This is a genomic window from Streptomyces sp. 7-21 (assembly GCF_016741785.1).
In the GTDB taxonomy this organism is placed as follows: Bacteria; Actinomycetota; Actinomycetes; order Streptomycetales; family Streptomycetaceae; genus Streptomyces.
The window spans coordinates 285,481-304,865 of sequence record NZ_JAERRL010000006.1; the positions used below are offsets into that span (position 1 = coordinate 285,481).

Annotated in this window: 14 protein-coding genes; 2 read left to right on the top strand and 12 right to left on the bottom strand. The window is 72.4% G+C overall.

Translation table 11 applies throughout. From position 1 onward, the window contains the following. Nucleotides 1–58: 58 nt before the first annotated feature. The 4 genes from JK356_RS10580 to nrdR all read right to left on the bottom strand — a co-directional run bounded on the left by JK356_RS10580 (nt 59) and on the right by nrdR (nt 5,056). Nucleotides 59–754: a histidine phosphatase family protein gene (locus JK356_RS10580; protein ID WP_201867368.1), complete on the bottom strand. Its 696-nt coding sequence runs from the start codon at nt 752–754 to the stop codon at nt 59–61. A gap of 36 nt (nt 755–790) precedes the next feature. After that, entirely contained in the window at nt 791–1,399 is a 609-nt protein-coding gene (locus tag JK356_RS10585; RefSeq protein WP_201867369.1) for a YdbC family protein, read from the bottom strand. Nucleotides 1,400–1,520: 121 nt separating this feature from the next. Next, nucleotides 1,521–4,427: a vitamin B12-dependent ribonucleotide reductase gene (locus JK356_RS10590; RefSeq protein ID WP_201867370.1), complete on the bottom strand. Its 2,907-nt coding sequence runs from the start codon at nt 4,425–4,427 to the stop codon at nt 1,521–1,523. Nucleotides 4,428–4,540: 113 nt separating this feature from the next. Continuing rightward, nucleotides 4,541–5,056 carry a transcriptional regulator NrdR gene (gene nrdR / locus JK356_RS10595; protein ID WP_201867371.1) on the bottom strand — a complete coding sequence of 172 codons (516 nt, stop codon included), beginning with the start codon at nt 5,054–5,056 and terminating at the stop codon, nt 4,541–4,543. A gap of 445 nt (nt 5,057–5,501) precedes the next feature. On the opposite strand from nrdR, the gene lexA reads away from it, so the two are divergent. Beyond that, complete coding sequence (gene lexA, locus JK356_RS10600) at nt 5,502–6,251, top strand: transcriptional repressor LexA (RefSeq protein ID WP_201867372.1); 750 nt, start codon at nt 5,502–5,504, stop codon at nt 6,249–6,251. A gap of 17 nt (nt 6,252–6,268) precedes the next feature. Here the strand turns inward: lexA and JK356_RS10605 are convergent, their stop codons facing one another. The 4 genes from JK356_RS10605 to JK356_RS10620 are packed head-to-tail and all read right to left on the bottom strand — an operon-like array spanning nt 6,269 to nt 12,584. After that, entirely contained in the window at nt 6,269–8,290 is a 2,022-nt protein-coding gene (locus JK356_RS10605; protein WP_201867373.1) for an ATP-dependent DNA helicase, read from the bottom strand. 48 nt (nt 8,291–8,338) lie between these two features. Next, nucleotides 8,339–10,081 (bottom strand): IucA/IucC family siderophore biosynthesis protein, encoded by a 1,743-nt coding sequence (locus tag JK356_RS10610; protein WP_201867374.1) that lies wholly within the window; start codon nt 10,079–10,081, stop codon nt 8,339–8,341. Further along, the gene (locus tag JK356_RS10615; RefSeq protein ID WP_201867424.1) at nt 10,078–10,839 is read right to left on the bottom strand and encodes a GNAT family N-acetyltransferase; all 762 of its coding nucleotides are present in this window, start codon (nt 10,837–10,839) and stop codon (nt 10,078–10,080) included. The genes JK356_RS10610 and JK356_RS10615 overlap by 4 nt, the downstream gene beginning before the upstream one ends. Then, nucleotides 10,722–12,584, bottom strand: coding sequence for an IucA/IucC family siderophore biosynthesis protein (locus tag JK356_RS10620; protein ID WP_201867375.1), 1,863 nt, complete (start codon nt 12,582–12,584; stop codon nt 10,722–10,724). The genes JK356_RS10615 and JK356_RS10620 overlap by 118 nt, the downstream gene beginning before the upstream one ends. Nucleotides 12,585–12,891: 307 nt before the next feature. On the opposite strand from JK356_RS10620, the gene JK356_RS10625 reads away from it, so the two are divergent. Next, on the top strand, nt 12,892–14,121 hold the full coding sequence (locus tag JK356_RS10625; protein WP_201867376.1) for a hypothetical protein: 1,230 nt from the start codon (nt 12,892–12,894) through the stop codon (nt 14,119–14,121). 88 nt (nt 14,122–14,209) lie between these two features. On the opposite strand, the gene panD is transcribed toward JK356_RS10625, so the two are convergent. From panD to JK356_RS10645, 4 genes are all read right to left on the bottom strand, one after another. Next, on the bottom strand, nt 14,210–14,632 hold the full coding sequence (panD, locus tag JK356_RS10630; RefSeq protein WP_201867377.1) for an aspartate 1-decarboxylase: 423 nt from the start codon (nt 14,630–14,632) through the stop codon (nt 14,210–14,212). 99 nt (nt 14,633–14,731) lie between these two features. Continuing rightward, nucleotides 14,732–16,144, bottom strand: a complete 1,413-nt coding sequence (hflX, locus tag JK356_RS10635) for a GTPase HflX (RefSeq protein WP_374100641.1) — start codon at nt 16,142–16,144, stop codon at nt 14,732–14,734. A gap of 263 nt (nt 16,145–16,407) precedes the next feature. Next, on the bottom strand, nt 16,408–18,594 hold the full coding sequence (locus tag JK356_RS10640; RefSeq protein ID WP_201867379.1) for a bifunctional (p)ppGpp synthetase/guanosine-3',5'-bis(diphosphate) 3'-pyrophosphohydrolase: 2,187 nt from the start codon (nt 18,592–18,594) through the stop codon (nt 16,408–16,410). A gap of 220 nt (nt 18,595–18,814) precedes the next feature. Then, the gene (locus JK356_RS10645) at nt 18,815–19,306 is read right to left on the bottom strand and encodes a hypothetical protein (protein WP_201867425.1); all 492 of its coding nucleotides are present in this window, start codon (nt 19,304–19,306) and stop codon (nt 18,815–18,817) included. Nucleotides 19,307–19,385 lie beyond the last annotated feature (79 nt).

Sequence of the window (19,385 nt, forward strand, 5' to 3'; positions counted from 1 at the left end):
CCTACGCACCCGGTCACCGGCGCTGACAGGAGGCCACCACGCCGCGCGGTCCCGGCGGTCAGCCGCGCCGGTCCGAGGATCCCAGGGCCGCCGCGGCCCAGCCCTGGAACGGACGGTCGGGCGTGTGCCAGCGCTCGAACGGGCGGTCCAGGTGGTACCGCCCGTCCTCGCCGAGCACCAGCTGGCGGGTCTCGCCGTTCCCCGGGTTGGACAGCGACTCGAACTCCGCGACACTCCAGTGCAGCCAGCGCATGCAGAACAGACGCATCGTCAGCCCGTGGGTCACCAGCAGCACGTTCGGCGGGTGGTCCTCCTCCTGGAAGCTGCGCCACAGGCTCTCCAGGAACGCGTCCACCCGGTCATAGACGTCGGCCCCGGACTCACCCTGGGCAAACCGGTAGAAGAAGTGGCCATAGGCGTCGCGGGCCCGCTTCTGGCGGCGCACGTCCTCACGGTCCTGCCAGTTGCCCCAGTCCTGCTCCCGCAGCCGGGGCTCCTCCCTGACCCGCACGCGCGTGGGATCGAGCCGGAGCAGCTCAAATGTCTGGTGTGTGCGGCGGTAGGGCGAGACGTAGGCCGAGACCCGCTCGTCCGCAAAGACGGCGCGCAGCCGCTCCCCCGCCGCCTCCGCCTGCCGGCGTCCCTTCGCCGTCAGCTCCAGCGCGTGGTCGGGGATGCGCTCGTAGACCGCGTCGTCCTCGTTCCCCTGCGACTCTCCGTGCCGGAGGAGGACGATGCGCCGGGGTCGTGCCATGCCCCCAGCCTAGTCCGGGGCAGCACCCAGCGCCGGTCACACGGTCCAGGCGGACTCCATGTCGATGACGTCGCCGTCGATGGCGGCGATGTCGGCGATCGTCTGTGCCCGGAGTGCCAGCCGCTCCACCCGTTCCGTGCGGTACTTCGCCCGCTCGGCCGAGGAGTCCCACATGGACAGCACCAGGAACTCGCAGTCCGGCTCCGCCTCGGCGAACACCCCGCGCAGCATCCCGGGCGAGCCGGCCATCGCCGGGTTCCAGACCTTCTCCTGCATGAGCGCGAAGTGCTCCGCCCGCTCCGGGTGGACCCGGCAGCGCGCCACCCGCAGGACGTCCGCGTCCGTGAAACGCGGTTCGAAGCCCATCTTGACGTCGAACCGGTACTGGAAGAGACCGACCCGCATATTCTGGAAGGTTCCCGCCTGTGCCGCGGCGAGCCGGTCATGCGACCTGGCCATGAACGAGTCGTAGAACGCCCTGCTCTCCCAGAAGCTGAACAGGTGCGCCACTCCCGGCCGCGTCCGGCTCCAGCCGCCCCCCTGGCCGCGGAAGCCGGGCTCGCCCAGGAGGCCCGCCCATTTCCGCTGCCCCCGCTCGAAGCCGACTCGGTCTATCACCGTGCAGCGCATCCACTTGACCAGCACCGCGCCATCGTACGGCCATTGGGGGGCCGCCGGGGGCTTGCGCCCGCACGCGGGCGGGGGCCGGCGGCGCGCCGGCCCCCGCCCTCCAGCCCGTCAGGGGACCCCGCTGCCGGGCCGGTGATCAGCTGCACCCGCTGGTCGAGCCGCAGCCCTCGCAGACGTAGCAGCTGCCCGCGCGGCGCATCTTGGTACCGCACGAGAGACACAGCGGCGCGTCCGCGTTCATGCCGAGCTGCATCTCCAGCAGCTCGGTCGAGCTGTGGGCCTCCTTGGGGGCGGGCCGCTCCGCCGCGGCGGCCTCGGCATCGTCCTTCTCCGGCTCCTTGGCCGGCGCGGGCCCGGCCTCCTGCTGCGGCTGGCGCGGCGCCGACTGGGAGAGCCCCTCGACATCCACCTCGTCGTCCGCGGGCTCGTACGAGCCGGTCTCCAGGTGCCGCTGCCGCTCGGCCGCCGTGTGGATGCCGAGCGCGGACCGCGTCTCGAACGGCAGGAAGTCCAGCGCCAGCCGGCGGAAGATGTAGTCGACGATGGACTGCGCCATCCGCACGTCCGGGTCATCGGTCATCCCCGCGGGCTCGAAGCGCATGTTGGTGAACTTCGACACGTAGGTCTCCAGCGGCACCCCGTACTGGAGGCCGACGGACACCGCGATAGAGAAGGCGTCCATCATGCCCGCGAGCGTCGAGCCCTGCTTCGACATCTTCAGGAAGACCTCGCCGAGGCCGTCGTCGGGGTACGAGTTTGCCGTCATGTACCCCTCGGCCCCGCCGACCGTGAACGACGTCGTGATGCCGGGCCGTCCCTTCGGCAGCCGCCGGCGAACGGGCCGGTACTCGACGACCCGCTCCGGCTCAGAGGTGTCCGCCGTGCCGCTCCCGGCGGTCTTGTCCTCCTTCTTCTTCGCGGAGAGCGGCTGGCCGACCTTGCTGTTCTCCACGTACACGGCCAGTGCCTTCACACCGAGCTTCCAGCCCTGGAGGTAGATCTCCGCCACGTCGTCGACGGTGCTGGTGCTGGGCATGTTGACCGTCTTGGAGATGGCGCCGCTGAGGAACGGCTGCGTCGCGGCCATCATCCGCACGTGTCCCATCGGAGCGATGGAACGCTCGCCCATCGCGCAGTCGAAGACCTCGTAGTGCTCGTGCTTCAGGCCGGGGGCGTCGATCACGTTGCCGTGCTCGGCGATGTGAGCGACGATCGCCTCGATCTGCTCCGTCTGGTAGCCCAGGCGCTTGAGGGCCTTCGGCACCGTCGTGTTGACGATCTGCATGGAACCGCCGCCGACCAGCTTCTTGAACTTGACCAGCGCCAGGTCAGGCTCGATGCCGGTGGTGTCGCAGTCCATCATCAGGCCGATGGTGCCGGTTGGGGCCAGCACGGATGCCTGGGCGTTGCGGAAACCGTTCTTCTTCCCGAGCCGCAGCACGTCCTGCCACGCCTCCGTCGCCGCCGCCCACACCGGGGTGTCCAGGTCGTCCATCCGCTTGGCCGCGGCGTTGGCGTCCGCGTGCTGGCGCATGACGCGGTTGTGGGCCTCGGCGTTCCGCTTGTAGCCCTCGTACGGGCCGACGACCGCGGCCAGTTCGGCAGAGCGGCGGTAGGCCGTGCCGGTCATCAGCGAGGTGATCGCTCCGGCGAGCGCCCGCCCGCCGTCCGAGTCGTAGGCGTGGCCGGTGGCCATCAGCAGGGCGCCGAGGTTGGCGTAGCCGATGCCCAGCTGGCGGAACGCCCGCGTGGTGTCGGCGATCTTCTGCGTCGGGAAGTCGGCGAAGCAGATCGAGATGTCCATCGCCGTGATGACCAGTTCGACGACCTTGGTGAAGCGCTCGACGTCGAACGACTGGTTGCCCTCGTCGTCGTCGCGGAGGAACTTCATCAGGTTCAGCGAGGCCAGGTTGCACGAGGAGTTGTCCAGGTGCATGTACTCGCTGCACGGGTTGGAGGCGGTGATACGGCCGGACTCCGGCGAGGTGTGCCAGCGGTTGATGGTGTCGTCGTACTGGATGCCGGGGTCCGCGCAGGCGTGTGCCGCCTCGGCCATCTTGCGGAACAGCGCCCGGGCGTCGACCTCTTCAAGGACCTCGCCGGTGGTCCGGGCGCGCAGCGGGAACTTCCCGCCTTCCTCGACCGCGCGCATGAAGGCGTCCGTCACACGGACCGAGTTGTTGGCGTTCTGGTACTGGACCGACGTGATGTCCTCGCCGCCGAGGTCCATGTCGAAGCCGGCGTCGCGCAGCGCGCGGATCTTGGCCTCTTCCTTGACCTTGGTCTCGATGAACGCCTCGATGTCCGGGTGGTCGACGTCGAGCACGACCATCTTGGCGGCGCGGCGGGTGGCGCCGCCCGACTTGATCGTCCCCGCCGAGGCGTCGGCGCCCCGCATGAACGAGACCGGGCCGGAGGCGTTGCCGCCCGAGGAGAGCAGCTCGCGGGAGGAACGGATGCGGGAGAGGTTGAGCCCTGCGCCGGAGCCGCCCTTGAAGATCATCCCCTCTTCCTTGTACCACTCCAGGATCGACTCCATCGAGTCGTCCACGGAGAGGATGAAGCAGGCGCTGACCTGCTGCGGCTGATTGGTGCCCACGTTGAACCACACCGGCGAGTTGAAGCTGAACACCTGGTGCAGCAGCGCGTAGGCCAGCTCGTGCTCGAAGATCTCCGCATCGGCGGCGGACGCGAAGTACCCGTGGTCCTCGCCCGCCTTGCGGTAGGTCTTCACAACCCGGTCGATGAGCTGCTTCAGACTCGTCTCCCGCTGCGGCGTGCCGACGGCACCGCGGAAGTACTTGCTCGTGACGATGTTGACCGCGTTCACCGACCAGAAGTCCGGGAACTCGACGCCTCGCTGTTCGAAATTGATCGAACCGTCGCGCCAGTTGGTCATGACGACGTCACGGCGCTCCCACACCACCTCGTCGTAGGGGTGAACCCCGGGGGTGGTGTGAACGCGCTCGATGCGCAGGCCCTTGCTCGCCTTGCCACCCTTGGCGCGGGAGCCACGTGCCGGGCCGCTCGTCGTCTCTGTCATTCCGCCTCCCTGTACGGGCACAATGCCCTGGTGTGGCCCAAACGTCCTGGGTCACGGATTCTGTTCTGTCGGCCCGCCGCCACAGCGCGGCCAGGCCAGGTCATGGGCGCCGCTCAGCTGGCGGCGGTGGGCTGCCCGGGGACGCCGGGACCGCGGTCTTCGCCGGGGGGAGCCTCGCCGTCCGGGAGCCGCTCGCGCAGTTCCGCGATGGCGGCCTCGAAGTCCTCGAGCGAGTCGAAGGCCCGGTAGACGGACGCGAACCGCAGGTAGGCAACGAGGTCCAGCTCGCGCAGCGGCCCGAGTATCGCCAGGCCCACGTCATGCGTGGACAGCTCGGCGCTGCCGGTGGCCCTGACCGCTTCCTCGACCCGCTGGCCGAGCTGGGCGAGCGCGTCCTCGGTGACCGGCCGGCCCTGGCACGCCTTCCGGACGCCCGCGATCACCTTGTCGCGGCTGAAGGGCTCCGTCACGCCGCTGCGCTTGATCACCATGAGGGAGGCCGTCTCGACGGTGGTGAACCGCCTGGAGCAGCTCGGGCACTGGCGGCGGCGGCGGATGACCGTCCCGTCGTCAGCGGTGCGGCTGTCGACGACGCGGCTGTCGGAGTGCCGGCAGAAGGGGCAGTGCACCGTCGTCCTCCCCTCTCACAGCCTCAGTGACGGAGCGTGCAATATTACGCCAACGATCACAGCGTCAGCCGCCCGGGGGCAGGCCCGTCACCATGCCCTCGGAACGCCACCAGCATAGGCGATCCCTCGGGACACCAACGGGCGGGGCACCACAACTTGTGGGCAGCCATGACCCATCAAACCACTAGATCTGGGATCCGGCGACTCGATGGCCGGAAGTGAGCGGCGCGGCGTGTCGCATGGGCACGGCCCGCGTGAAGGCATCCGGAGGAAGGGGACCCCGTGATCCACGACGCATACGCTGCGTTACGATGTGGCGCTATACACCCCGTAGCCAGATCACGTCAGCAGATCAGGGAATTTTCACTCGAACGTGTGTTTGGCGCAACCTTTCGATAGCAACTACCGTTATCTGGCTAGGGAGTACCAGTCAGAAGGGGCCGACATGACCACCGCAGCAGACGACGCCGTCACCGCCGCCGAGCGCCGCGAGGACCGGGTCGCCGTCCCTAGCAGCACGCCCACGCGGCCGATGCCGGGCCGCCCGCCGGGCATCAGGGCGGACAGCTCGGGGCTCACGGACCGCCAGCGCCGGGTCATCGAGGTCATCCGCGACTCCGTGCAGCGCCGCGGCTACCCGCCGTCGATGCGGGAAATCGGCCAGGCCGTCGGACTGTCGAGTACCTCGTCCGTGGCGCACCAGCTGATGGCGCTGGAGCGCAAAGGCTTCCTGCGGCGCGATCCCCACCGCCCCCGGGCCTACGAGGTACGCGGCTCGGACACCCCTGCGCCCCCCGCCGCCGACACCGCCGGCAAGCCCGCGGCCTCCTACGTGCCACTGGTGGGACGGATCGCCGCCGGCGGCCCCATCCTCGCCGAGGAGTCGGTCGAGGACGTCTTCCCTCTCCCCCGCCAACTGGTCGGTGACGGCGAGCTGTTCGTACTTAAGGTCGTCGGCGACTCGATGATCGAGGCGGCGATCTGCGACGGCGACTGGGTCACGGTCCGCCGCCAGCCCGTCGCGGAGAACGGCGACATCGTCGCCGCCATGATCGACGGCGAGGCCACGGTCAAGCGCTTCAAGCGTGAGGACGGGCAGGTCTGGCTGCTCCCCCACAACCCCGCTTACCAGCCCATCTCCGGTGACGAGGCGACCATCCTGGGCAAGGTCGTCGCCGTTATGCGGCGCGTCTAGCGGCCCGGCTAACGGCCTCACGACGCGGCGGCCTCCTTGGCCGCCGCGTCGATGGCAGCCAGCGAGCGGCGGACCTGGTTCCGGTCCGTCGTGTACCAGAAATCCGGCATCGACGCGCGCAGGAAACCGCCGTACCGGGCCCGGGCCAGCCTCGGATCCAGTACGGCGACGACACCCCGGTCGCCCGTGGCCCGCACCAGCCGCCCGGCCCCCTGGGCCATCAGCAGCGCGGCGTGCGTCGCGGCTACCGCCATGAAACCGTTGCCTCCCGCTTGTTCCACCGCCCGCTGCCGTGCGCTCAGCAGCGGATCGTCCGGCCGCGGAAACGGGATGCGGTCCATCACCACGAGCTGGCAGCTGGGCCCTGGCACGTCCACGCCCTGCCAGAGCGACAGCGTGCCGAACAGGCAGGTGGGGGCGTCGGCCGCGAAGGCACGGATCAGCTCTCCGAGCGTCTCCTCCCCCTGCAGCAGAATCGGGAAATCCAGCCGCCCGCGCAGCTCCTCGGCAGCGGCCTGCGCGGCGCGCATCGAGGAGAACAGCCCGAGCGTCCGCCCGCCCGCCGCGCCGATCAGCTCCGCCAGCTCGTCCAGCATGTCGGCTCTGCCGCCTTCCCGGCCAGGCGGCGAGAGGTGCTGGGCCACGTACAGGATGCCCTGCTTGCGGTAGTCGAACGGCGAGCCGACGTCGAGGCCGCGCCACTCGGGGTTCCCCTCGCCGTGTTCCCCCTCAGCGGCCAGCCCCAGCGAGGCGCCGACGCCGTTGAAGTCGCCGCCGAGCTTCAGCGTGGCAGAGGTGAGAATCACCGAGCGGCCGGTGAACAGCTTCTCCCGCAGCAGCCCGGACACCGTCAGCGGGGCCACGCGCAGCGAGGTGCCGTACCGGTCGTGCCGCTCCAGCCAGACCACGTCATGCTCGGAGCCCGCGACGACGCGCTCGGTCACCTCCTGCACGGTCTCCGCCGAGGCCAGCGCCTGCCGCCGCACGGCGTCCTCGTCCGGCACGCTCTGGTCCCGCACGCGCCCCAGCGCCGAGATCACCTCACGCGCCGCGTCCCGCAGCGCCGTCAGCGCGTAGCCCAGGTCCTCCGGCAGCTCCTCCAGGCGGCCCGGATCAGCCAGCTCCAGCAGCCGTTCGAACGTCTCGGCAGCCGTCTGGAACCGGTCGGCCGTCTTGTCGTCCACGAGCTTGGCGGCGCGCCGCACGGCCCGGTTCACGGCGCCGGGTGACAGCTCGCCCGTCGCCACGCCGGTGACCCGGGAAACCAGTTCGTGCGCCTCGTCGATGATCAGGACATCGTGCTCCGGGAGCACGGGGGCGCCTTCGATCGCGTCGATGGCGAGCAGCGCGTGGTTGGTGACGACGACCTCGGCGAGCTTGGCCCGCTCACGGGCCGCCTCCGCGAAACACTCCGCACCGTACGGGCACCGCGAGGCGCCGAGGCACTCGCGCGAGGAGACGGACACCTGCCTCCAGGCACGGTCGGAGACGCCGGGCGACAGCTCGTCCCGGTCGCCCGTCTCGGTCTCCTGGGACCAGTCCCGCAGCCGCAGCAGGTCCTTGCCCAGCTTGCTGCTCGCGCCCCCGCCCGGCCGCTGTTCCACGGCCTCGAACGGGTCGAACAGCCCCTGCTCATCGTCCTGCGGCACCCCCTCGTGCAGCCGGTGCAGGCACAGGTAGTTGGAGCGGCCCTTCAGCGTGGCGAACTCCGGGCGCCGGCGCAGCAGCGGACGCAGCGCCCGCACCGTCCGCGGCAGGTCCCGCTCGGTGAGCTGCCGCTGCAGCGCCAGCGTCGCCGTGGCCACCACCACCCGGTCGCCCTGCGCGAGGGCAGGGACGAGATATCCCAGGGACTTGCCGGTGCCGGTGCCGGCCTGGACCAGCAGGTGGGTTCCGCTCTCGATCGCCTCGGCGACGGCCTCGGCCATGGCGACCTGGCCCGGCCGCTCGCTTCCGTTGATGTCCGCCACCGCGGCGCGGAGCAGCTCGGCCAGCCCGGGGCGGGACGGCGGGGATGTCCCCGCGGATGTGTCCGTCATAGGGGAGTCACCTTACGCGGCGGCTGTGACATTCGTCGTCCCGGCGGGTCAGGGACCGTACAGCGGGTTGGGCACCGTGCCGTGGATGGCCGCGTGGGGGCGCTCCGAGCGGTCGCGGTAGCCGTCGAGGTGGAGCCGGTTGCGGTTCAGGCACAGCCGCTGGATGCGCGGCGTGAGCAGGTCGTACGTCTCAAAGCGGTGTTTCAGCTCGGGGAACCGCCGCTGGTAGCGCAGGATCTCCTCCCGCACCAGCGACCAGAACGCCTGCTCCGGCACGCCCAGGTGCGCCGCGCACAGCGGCGCCAGGTACCGGAAGACTCCGACGAACAGCCCGGAGTGCAGGAACTGCGTGAGATACCCCGGGTGTTCGCGCAGCAGCACCCGGTCCACCTGCTCGGGCACGCCGGAGGTTTCCGGCAGCGTCTCTGAGCTGAGGTTGACGTCGTCGACGAAGTCCTTCACGGCCAGCCGCACCGGGACGTCCCGCTCGTCGAAGACGACGATGGCGTTCTCACCGTGCGGCGAGAACACGGTGCCGTACCGGTACAGGAAGTGCAGCAGCGGCGGAAGAAGGGCATCCATCAGCCGCCGCAGCCAGTCGGTGGCGGGCAGCCCCGAGCGCGCGACCAGTTCGGCCACGAACGACTGCCCGTCCTCGTCGGTGTACAGCAGCGCCGCCAGCGTCCGCGCCCGCTCCCCCGGATCGAGGTGCGGGCCGACCGGCTCCCGCCAGATGCAGCCCAGCAGCTCCCGGTACTGGTACGGCACGGTGCGCAGCCGGTCGTACAGCGGATGCTCGACGGTCACGGACGCCGTCTCCCCGAGCAGGATGACACGGGTGGTCTCCGTGAGGAACGGGTCGGCGTCGCGCAGCCCGTGGATCCACGCGGTGACCGCCGGTGCCGCCTCCGTGCGCTCGGTCGGCAGGCCGCGCCAGACCAGCGTGTTGAGGATGGACAGCGGCAGCTTGACGGTGCGGGCGTTCGGGCGGGTGACATTGAGGAAGGTCCGGATGGACTGCTGCGGCAGCCGCAGGTCTCCGTCCGTGGGAAGCGGGATGATCTGCCCGGCGGCGACCTGCGGCGCGTACAGCAGCCGGATGGCCTCGTCCCACTGCCAGGGGTGGACCGGCAGCCACAGGTACGCCGCGGGGTCGCCGCCCGTCGCGGCCACGGCCCGCCGGAACTCCTCCCGTACGGTCTCCGACAGCTCCTCGGCGTACAGCCGCTCCGGGGAGGCCAGCGCGGGCGTGCCGCGGTAGCGGGCGAGGCCCCGGTGAACGGCGAGCCACGGCAGCGGGCGGGCCGTGGCCTGCTCGGGCGCCCAGCGCTCGGTGTCGGAGGCGGAGAAGCCCAGCCGCCCCTTGTTGGCGACAAGCCACGGGTGCCCCGTCTGCCGGCCCTCCAGCTCCCCGTAGCTCAGCTCGGCCAGTTCGCCGACGCTCAGGGCGTTCTCCGCCAGCACGACGTCCGCGCTCAGCGTGGCGGTCAGCTCCCGGATGAGGTGGCCGGTGGTGTCCCCGGCCAGCCCTAGCGTCTCGTGGGCACGGGCGAGGAACTCCAGCGGATCCGCGTCGGGCGTCAGGGATTCCGGGTCCACCCGCCAGTCACCGTAGGCGCCGCGGCGGGCGCGGAAGCGGTAGGTCAGGCCACGGGCCACGGGGAGCCGGTAGGCATCGGCGGGCGGGCCGTCCGGAAGCGGCTCGACGATGCCCTCGTAGGCGAACTCGCCGAGCATCTTGGCGAACAGTGCGCGGCCGGCACGCTGCCACGCCTTCGTGGGTGCCGTCATGGGATGCGGTCTCCTGGATCGGTACGGGCACGGGTGGGCTGCTCCGCCGCGGCAGGGCCGCCCGGCACGGGGTCCTCGCGCCGCCTGAGCATGATCGCGGCGCGCTTGTCCGGCAGGTCGGCCTCGGCGACCTGCCGGAATCCGGCGGCGTGGAAGACCGCGAGGGAGCGGGTGTTGCGCACGTCGGGCTCGGCGACGAGGCGGCGGCAGCGCGGGCGGTGGCGCAGCACCAGGCCGCAGACGGCGCGCAGCAGCACCGTCCCCAGCCCTCGCCCCCGGTCGGCGGCGCTGCCGATGAGCAGGTGCAGCCCGGTATCGTGCGGCCGGGCCGGGTAGGCCTCCGCGACGGGATCGAGGTCGGCGCGGTAGATCTCCCAGTAGCTCACCGGGCGGCCGTCGAGCAGCCCGAGGCAGGGCACGCTGCGGCCGTCGCCTTCCAGCTGCGGCCGCACGTGCGCGGCGGTGCGCTCCGGCGGCCCGGCCAGCGACCAGAAGGCGTCGACGTCGGGGTCGTTCATCCAGCGGACCAGCAGCGGCAGGTCGTCCGGGAGCCGCACGGGACGGAGGCGAAAGCTTCCTGCCGGTGTGGGCGCCGCCCCCCAGGAAGCGACGCCGTCGAGCGGATCGGGCACGGCTGCGCTCAGCTCTCTCGGTTCTCTGCCAGCGGGTTGGGGATGGTGACGTAGACGGACTGGCCGTCGACGGGGCCGGTCAGCTCGTCCAGGCCGCGCAGCCGGGTGAGGAGATTGGCCTTGCAGCTGAGCGTTTCCCGCTCCAGCAGCAGCTCAGCGGCCGGGGAGACCACCCGGTCCCGGCGCGTCACCTGCCGCTCAAGGAAGCGGCGGGCGGCGGCGAGCAGCACCCGTTCCGGGGCGAGCCGCTGGGAGCCGAGCGCGCCGATGAGCCCGAGCACGTTGTTGATGCCGAGGTAGTAGGCCAGGCGCTCGGTGGCCACCTCGTCGGCGACGAACGTGTCCGAGGCGCGGCCGATGCCCGGCAGCCAGCGCTCCAGCGAAGCGCGGCGCGACTGCCGGAAGTAGAAGCCCTGGTTGTCCCGGTACCGGCCACCGCACGGCCAGCCCTGGCCGTCCAGCAGCACCAGCGTGTTCTGCTGGTGCGCCTCCAGAGCGACGCCCGCCTCGGCGTCCAGCCACAGCACGGGGCTGACGACGGTCCGCAGGTAGCGCAGCAGCCACTCGGTGGCGGTGGCGGGCACCCCGCGGCCGGTGCGGCGCGCCAGCCCGGTGATGATGCCCGCGAGGCGGGAACGCAGCACCCCCTCCGGCTGGTTGGGCCAGGGCCGCGGGGAGAGCAGCCCGGCCACGCAGACGGCGTCCTCGCCCGGGGCGAACGGGTTGTGCCGCACCACGACGTCCAGGCCGGGCACGGGCCGCCCGTCACGGTCGTTCACCGCCAGCCAGGCGGGGTCGCGCACGATGTCGAACCCGCGCCCCTCGTCACACGCCGCGCGCCACCGGGCGCCGAGGCCCGACTCCAGCAGCCGGTGAACCTCAACGCCCCGGTGCAGCTCCTTGCGGAGGTTCTCCCGCCGGGAGTTGGTGATCCGCACCCCCAGCGAGAGCTTCAGCATGGCCGGAGCACCGGGCTGGTAGACCGTGCGGACGGAGCTGGTGGGGTACCACAGGCCGCCGTGTTCGCCGAGGTCGGTCAGCAGCCCGGCCGCGCGCAGCGCGGCGACGCCGGGCCGGTGCACCAGGTCGCGCGCCTGCCAGGGGTGCAGGGGAAGCGGCACGGCGTCGTCCGGCAGGCCCGGCAGGGCGCGGGCACCCCCGGCGAGCCGGAGCGCGAGGTCGCGGGCGGACTGTACGGCGCCGTGTTCGGTCCAGGCGGAGTCGGTGACGGCGAGCGAGCGGTCGACGGCGAACCAGTGGAGCCGGAAGGCCCCCCGGAGTTCGGGCGAGCAGCGCACGGCCTCGGTGCCCGCGAACCCTTCCCGGCTCTTGGGCGCAGGGTGCATCGGGTGTCCCAGGACGAGGGACTGCTCGGCGTCGAGGAACGGGTCTCCGGCTACCGCGGGTTCCGGCTGCGCCCGGCGGGCGGCGAGGAAGGCGGCCGTGCGCTGCACGGAGTCGGCCACCCGCCCTACCAGCGCCGTGACGTGTTCCGGGCCGGCCCCGGACTCCCGGCCGAGCAGCGCGGCCAGCGTGACGGCGTCGAGCGGCCGGGCGGTGGCCCCGTGGAGCCGGGGCGGCCCGAAGCGGTGCAGGCCCGTGGCCGACCAGTAGCGGACCGGCACCCGCAGCGTGGCTTCCGACTCCCGCAGCGGCAGGCGCAGTTCGCGTTCCGGGCCGGCTGTGGGACGGGTCTCGCGCACCCAGCAGCGCAGCAGGCACTCCGAGGCGACGGCGTCCGCGGCCCGGGCGGGGTCACGGTGCTCGGCGGGGTCGGCCTCCGCGGCGGCCCCGGCGCTCGTGGGCGTGCGCTGCTCCGGCAGCGCGGCGTCGGCGAGAATGGCCCCCGGGGTGCGTGGGTGTGCCGTCATCCCTGTGCGGCGCGCGGACGCGAAAGCGGCCGCGGCGCCTCCCTCCTTCGTCGCGTCGCGCGTCACCTCGCGGGTGCCGCTGGGGCATTACTCCGCTCGTAGTAACGACCGGACCGGCGCGGGATCACGGCCTGCGGCAAGATCGTTGGCGCCCGGCGGAACCGAGGACCCGGCTGCGCCCGTCCAGTAGGTCACCGGCATAGTGGAGGGCGCCTCAGGCAGCGCCGGAGGTGGATGCCGGCAGCAACTGACATCGAGCCGACATCAAGAGAACGTGACGAACACGGCATACAGGGGGAGTTCACCCATGTCATCGATAGGCAGGCGGCCGCGCCGCCGAGCCGCTCTGGCTGCCACAGCGATGGCGGCGTGCCTCGCGATCACCGCCACCGCCTGCAACGGTGATGAGGAGTCCGAAACCGACGCCCGCCCGACCGAGGACGCCCCGGCGGACGACGGCTCGCAGGGGGGCAGCGACGCGCTCCAGGACATCCTGGACAACCTGCCGTTCGACATCAACGTCGATGAGTGGATCGACGGCGGCTGGCAGGACTGGGACACCGACCGCTGGCTGCGGGAGATCGGGCAGTTCCTCAACCCCATCATCGAGGGGCTGTGGGACCAGGACCGCATGGAGGAGGCCGAGGACCCGGACGTCTCGATCGACGAGGACGACATCGAGGAGGGCGGCGACCAGCCGGCGGCGGACAACCCGGACGACGACCGGGGCGTCACGGACGCCGAGCCGGAGGCGATCGACGCCGTCCAGGCCGGCGCCCCGTACAGCGGCAGCCAGCCCCCGGTGGGCAAGGTGTTCTTCGACAGCCCGGAGGGCCCGATGGTCTGCTCCGGCACCGTCGTGAGCGACCCCAACGCTCCCGGCCAGTCGAATCTGGTCGCCACCGCGGGCCACTGCGTGCACGCGGGCGCCGAGGGCGGCTGGTACCGCAACATCGTGTTCGTGCCGTACTACAACGACGGCGGGCTGAGCGCCGAGGAGTCGTACCAGGCGCCCCTGGAGGAGATCGCCCCCTACGGTGCCTGGTGGGCCGAGTACGTCGCGACCACGGACTACTGGATCTCGAACGGCTCGGAGATCGGCGGCGATGGCGCCCACGGTGACTTCGCCATCATGTCGGTCGTCCCCGAGGACGGCAGCGGCCAGTCCCTGGAGGAGCGCGTCGGCGGCGCGGTCGACATCAACTTCGACACCCCGGCGGTCTCCGGCCTCGGCGAGACCACGCTGTACGGCTACCCGGCCGCTCCGCCGTACGACGGCGAGACGCTGTACACCTGCAACGCTACGCCCTCGCGGCTGTCGTTCGACGCGAGCATGCCGGTGATGTACTGGGCCGGCTGCACCATGACCGGCGGCGCCTCCGGAGGCGCGTGGCTGCGGCAGGGTGACAGCGGTGAACCGGAGCTGATCTCGGTGAACTCCCTCGGCACGATCGAGCCGCGCTGGATGGCCGGCCCGCGGCTGGAGGACGAGGCCCGCGAGGTCTTCGAGTACGTGAGCGAGGAGGCGGCGGGCTGACGGCGGCTCGCACGCCCTGCCACGACGCGCAGGGCCGGCACCCGAGCGGGTGCCGGCCCTGCGCCGTTGCTGGCGTGCGCCCCGGGGATCAGCCGGCCGGGGCGGCCAACGGGGGCCGGGCCGTGTCGCTCCCGGGCACCGGGGCGGCCGGGTCGTCGCCGCGCGCGACGATGCGGTTGTGCTTGTCAACGTGCACGACGCGCGGCCGCATCGTTCGCGCCTCGGCGTCATCGACCTGGGCGTAGCTGATGAGTATGACGAGGTCGCCCGGCTTGACGAGGTGGGCGGCCGCGCCGTTGATCCCGATCACGCCGGAGCCGCGCTCTCCCTCGATGACGTAGGTCTCCAGGCGGTTGCCGTTGTCGATGTCGACGATGTGGACCAGCTCGCCCGGGAGCAGGTCCGCGGCGTCCATCAGCTCGGCGTCCACCGTCACCGAGCCCACGTAGTGCAGGTTGGACTCCGTGACGGTGGCACGGTGGATCTTCGACTTGAACATGGTGCGCAGCACGGTGCACGTCTCCTGTTTCGCGCTCGGTCGCGTTCTCCGGCGAGATACGCGCCATCCGCCTCATGCTACTTCGGCGCCCCGGCGGCCGGGGCGGCCCGGTCAGCTGCTGGCCAGGGCGTACGGCTCCAGCAGGGCCGCCAGCTCCTGGTGCACCTGCGCCCGCACCAGCGTGCCGTCGCCGCGGTGCTCCTCCGCCAGCACCTCGCCCTCGGTGTGGACCCGGGAGACGAGGGAGCCGTGGGTGTAGGGCACGAGCGCCTCGACCTCGACGGCCGGGCGCGGCAGCTCCGCGTCGATCCGCTCGCGCAGCTCCTGGATGCCCTGCCCGGTGCGGGCGGAGACCGCCAGGGCCCGCGACTCGGCACGCAGCAGCCGCTGGAGCACCAGCTCGTCGGCGGCGTCGGCCTTGTTCACGACGACGATCTCGGGGACGTCCTGTGCGCCCACGTCCCGCATCACCTCGCGGACGGCGGCGATCTGCTCCTCGGGCGACGGGTGGGCACCGTCGACCACGTGCAGGATCAGGTCGGCGTCGGCGACCTCCTCCATCGTGGAGCGGAACGCCTCGACCAGGTGGTGCGGCAGGTGGCGCACGAAGCCCACCGTGTCCGCCAGGGTGTAGGCCCTGCCCGAGGGGGTCTCGGCCTTGCGGACCGTGGGATCCAGCGTCGCGAACAGGGCGTTCTCCACGAGGACGCCCGCTCCGGTGAGGCGGTTGAGCAGCGAGGACTTGCCGGCGTTGGTGTACCCGGCGATCGCGACGGACGGCACCCGGTTGCGCCGCCGCTCCTGGCGCTTGACCTCGCGGCTGGTGCGCATCTCGGCGATCTCGCGGCGTGCCTTGGCCATCTTCTGCCGGATGCGCCGCCGGTCCGTCTCGATCTTGGTCTCACCGGGACCGCGGGTCGCCATGCCGCCGCCCCCGCTGGAGCCGCCGCCGCCCATCTGCCGGGAGAGCGACTGGCCCCAGCCGCGCAGCCTCGGGAGCATGTACTGCATCTGCGCCAGCGCGACCTGCGCCTTGCCCTCGCGGGACTTGGCATGCTGGGCGAAGATGTCGAGGATCAGGGCGGTGCGGTCGACCACCTTGACCTTGACGACATCCTCCAGCTGAACCAGCTGGCCCGGGCTCAGCTCACCGTCACACACGACGGTGTCGGCTCCGGTCTCCAGCACCAGGTCACGCAGCTCCTGGGCCTTGCCGGAGCCGATGTAGGTCGCCGGGTCCGGCTTGTCCCGGCGCTGGATCACGCCGTCGAGCACGATGGCGCCCGCGGTCTCCGCGAGCGCGGCCAGCTCGGCGAGGGAGTTCTCCGCGTCCCTGACCGTGCCGGAGGTCCAGACGCCCGCGAGCACGACCCGCTCCAGGCGCAGCTGGCGGTATTCGACCTCGGTGACGTCCGCCAGTTCGGTGGACAGGCCGGCGACGCGCCGCAGCGCCGCCCGGTCCTCGCGGTCGAACTGCTCTCCGTCGCGGTATTCGAAGCCGTCCGTGGCAACGTCCTCATCCATCAGGGCGTCGGCCCGGCGGCTCGTGGCGGGGCGCTGGTGGTCCTGAGGAAGGGAAGAGAAGGTCAAATGAGATCCTTTGGCTGTGCTCGCAGCCCTGCTCCGGGCTGCGACGGATGTGGCGAGCCTGACGGCCCTCTGTTCACGTCAACGCGCCGCGGCGCCGGGACATTCCCGGTCCGGGGGTGCCTGACGGCCCGACCATGGTGGCACGGCCGCCCGGCGCCGTCACCCCGTTTACCCGGCCGTCCGGCGTTCACCGGCTGTCAGCCCGCCGTGCCGGCCGCCCGGGTCACGTCGTACACGCCGGGCACGCTGCGCATCGCCTTCATCAGCCGCGGCAGCGCGGAGGCGTCCGGGAGCCGCAGGGTGTAGGTGTGCCGCACCCGCTGCTGCCGGGGCGGCGCCACCTCGGCGTGCACCACCGCCGCCCCCTGGGCGGCCAGCGCCTCGGTGAGGTCGGCGAGCAGGTGCGGGCGCCCCAGTGCCTCGGCATGGAGCGTGACGCGGCAGCCCACGGAGCGCGAGCGCCAGGTCACGGGCAGCCGCCGCCTGCCGTCCTGGCTCATGCCGACGGCCACGGGGCAGTCGTCCCGGTGCACCGTGACGACGCCGCGGCGCACCGCGAAGCCCGACACCGCGTCCGGCGGCACCGGGGTGCAGCAGCGGGCGAGGCGGAGCCGGGCGCCGGGCGCGCCGGAGACCACGACGGCCGGTTCCGTGCCGCTTTCCTCGGCTGCCTCGTCTGTTCCGGCCGCCGCGGCCGCCCCGGCCTTCGGCGGGCCGCCGGACCGGACGGCCGCGGGCACGGCGCCATGGTCCGGCTCCGGCCGCTCGGCGACGGCGGAGGGCTGCGCCTCGGGGCGCTCGCGCTGGGCGTCGAGCCAGCGGCGGATCGGCACGCGGGCCGCCGGGGTGCGGGCGTACCCCAGCCACTCGGGCGAGGGCCACGAGGTGCCCTCGGGCGCCAGCAGCAGGCGGACGGTATCGCCGTCGCGCAGGACCGTGCGCAGCGTGGCCAGCCGCCCGTTGACGCGGGCGCCGATGCAGGCGTGCGCCGCCTGCCCGTGGCGCGCGTAGGCGGCGTCCAGGCAGGTCGCGCCGCCGGGCAGGTGCAGCGGCGGCTCGTCGTCCGCCTCGGAGAAGACGGTGATCTCGCGGTCCCGGGACAGCTCGTCGCGCAGCTCGGTCCAGAACGTGTCGGTGTCGGGCGCCTGGCGCTGCCACTCCAGCAGCCGTGACAGCCAGCCGGGCCGGGTCGGGTCGGCGCGCTCGCCGTCCTCGGGCGCGGACTCGCCGTCGCCGCCGCGGTGCGGGTCGCCGAGCGCGACGACGCCCGCCTCGGCCACCCGGTGCATCCGGTGGGTGCGCACCAGCACCTCGGCGACCAGGCCGTCCTCCCCCGCGACTGCCGTGTGCAGCGACTGGTACAGGTTGAACTTCGGCGCGGCGATGAAGTCCTTGAACTCCGAGACGACGGGCGTGAAGCAGGTGTGCAGCTCGCCCAGGACGGCATAGCAGTCGGCGTCCTCGGCCACGAGGATGAGGATCCTGCTGTAGTCGCAGGGGCCGAGGGTGCCGCGCTTGAGCCGGGCCCGGTGCACCGACAGCAGATGCCGGGGCCGCAGCTGCACCTCGGCGGTGATCCCGGCCTCCCGGAGCACGGCGTCGACGCGGGAGGCGATCCGCTCCAGCGGGTCGGGCCGTGAGCGGTGGCGCCGCACCAGCTCGGCGGCTTCGCCGTGCTCCTTGGGGTGCAGCACGGCGAAGACGAGGTCCTCGAGCTCGCTCTTGACCGTCTGCACGCCCAGCCGTTCGGCGAGCGGGATCAGCACGTCGCGCGTGACGCGGGCGATCCGCGCCTGCTTCTCGGGCCGCATCACGCCGAGGGTGCGCATGTTGTGCAGCCGGTCGGCGAGCTTGATCGACATCACCCGCACGTCGCTGCCGGTGGCGACCAGCATCTTGCGGAACGTCTCCGGCTCGGCGGCCGCCCCGTAGTCCACCTTCTCCAGCTTGGTGACGCCGTCGACGAGGTGGGCGACCTCGTCGCCGAAATCGGCGCGCACCTGCTCCAGCGTCACGTCGGTGTCCTCGACGGTGTCGTGCAGCAGCGAGGCCGTCAGCGTCGTCGTCTCGGCACCGAGTTCGGCGAGGATGAGGGTGACGGCCAGCGGATGGGTGATGTACGGCTCGCCGCTCTTGCGGTACTGGCCGCGGTGCGCGGCCTCGGCCAGCACATAGGCGCGGCGCAGCGTGTCGAGGTCGGCCCCGGCGTGGTGGCGGCGGTGGACCTGCGCGACGTGCTCGATGGCATCGGGCAGCCGGTCGCGCGGCGGGTGGCCCGCGCCGAACAGCGCGGCGCGGCCGAGGCGGCGCAGCCGGAGCACGTCCCTGCGGTGCCCCCGCCCGGCCGGGGCCGTCCGGCCGGGCGTGGTGGCCTCTGACGTCATGGGTGGCACCTCCCGCGGTCTGGGAACCGGTCCGCCGATCCCCTGACCCCCGTGATCGCGTCTGGTTCCCGCGGCGACGCCGGTGCTTGATGTTACCGAGCCCGCCGCACGCGGATGTCCGCCGCTCGCCCCTCTCATGGTGGATCACCCGTCCGGGTGACTTATGTCCGGGGAAACCTGGCCGAAATCCATTGCTGTTCCCGAGGACTTGACGCGGCGCTCACCGCAGGGCCGCCACGCGCCAGACGGCGAGGGCGGCGAGGATACCCAGGCCCGCCGCGTACAGGACGAGCAGCCGCCAGTCGGGCCGGCGACCGGAACCGCGGGGCGGCAGGCCGGGCCAGGTGTAGCCCACGCGCCGGGCCGCCATCATGCCCCAGCCCGCCGCGCAGCAGCCCAGGAGCAGGCCGAGCATGGCGACGACGGCGCCCGCCTCGTCGAACGCGAAGGCGAGGGGAAAAGCGAACATCAGCGAGCCCAGCAGCGCCAGCAGCGCGACGGGGACGACCTGGGTCAGCCGCAGCCGCCGCTCGGGGCGCAGCTCCGCGTACTCCTCCCCCGGCTCCCCCGGCTCCCCGTCCCCGGCGCCCCCGAGGGACTCCTCGTCCGCATCGCGCAGCGGCGGAACGGTGGGGGGCAGCGCGTCCGCTTCCCGACGGCTGGCGGGCACGCCATCCGTCCTGCCGTCGCTCTCCCGAGGGCCGGCCTCCATCGCCACGCGCCCTCCCAACTCAGCGGCTCCACGGCTGGACCATCACCAGATGACTGGTTGATGATGGCACGGCAGCGGG

What these genes read in the sequence shown, in the direction of transcription:
- lexA (WP_201867372.1), top strand. Translation starts at nt 5,502, where the DNA reads ATGACCACCGCAGCAGACGACGCCGTCACCGCCGCCGAGCGCCGCGAG.
- JK356_RS10640 (WP_201867379.1), bottom strand. Translation starts at nt 18,594, where the DNA reads ATGACGTCAGAGGCCACCACGCCCGGCCGGACGGCCCCGGCCGGGCGG.
- JK356_RS10625 (WP_201867376.1), top strand. Translation starts at nt 12,892, where the DNA reads ATGTCATCGATAGGCAGGCGGCCGCGCCGCCGAGCCGCTCTGGCTGCC.
- hflX (WP_374100641.1), bottom strand. Translation starts at nt 16,144, where the DNA reads ATGGATGAGGACGTTGCCACGGACGGCTTCGAATACCGCGACGGAGAG.
- JK356_RS10645 (WP_201867425.1), bottom strand. Translation starts at nt 19,306, where the DNA reads ATGGAGGCCGGCCCTCGGGAGAGCGACGGCAGGACGGATGGCGTGCCC.
- JK356_RS10605 (WP_201867373.1), bottom strand. Translation starts at nt 8,290, where the DNA reads ATGACGGACACATCCGCGGGGACATCCCCGCCGTCCCGCCCCGGGCTG.
- JK356_RS10610 (WP_201867374.1), bottom strand. Translation starts at nt 10,081, where the DNA reads ATGACGGCACCCACGAAGGCGTGGCAGCGTGCCGGCCGCGCACTGTTC.
- JK356_RS10580 (WP_201867368.1), bottom strand. Translation starts at nt 754, where the DNA reads ATGGCACGACCCCGGCGCATCGTCCTCCTCCGGCACGGAGAGTCGCAG.
- JK356_RS10590 (WP_201867370.1), bottom strand. Translation starts at nt 4,427, where the DNA reads ATGACAGAGACGACGAGCGGCCCGGCACGTGGCTCCCGCGCCAAGGGT.
- JK356_RS10620 (WP_201867375.1), bottom strand. Translation starts at nt 12,584, where the DNA reads ATGACGGCACACCCACGCACCCCGGGGGCCATTCTCGCCGACGCCGCG.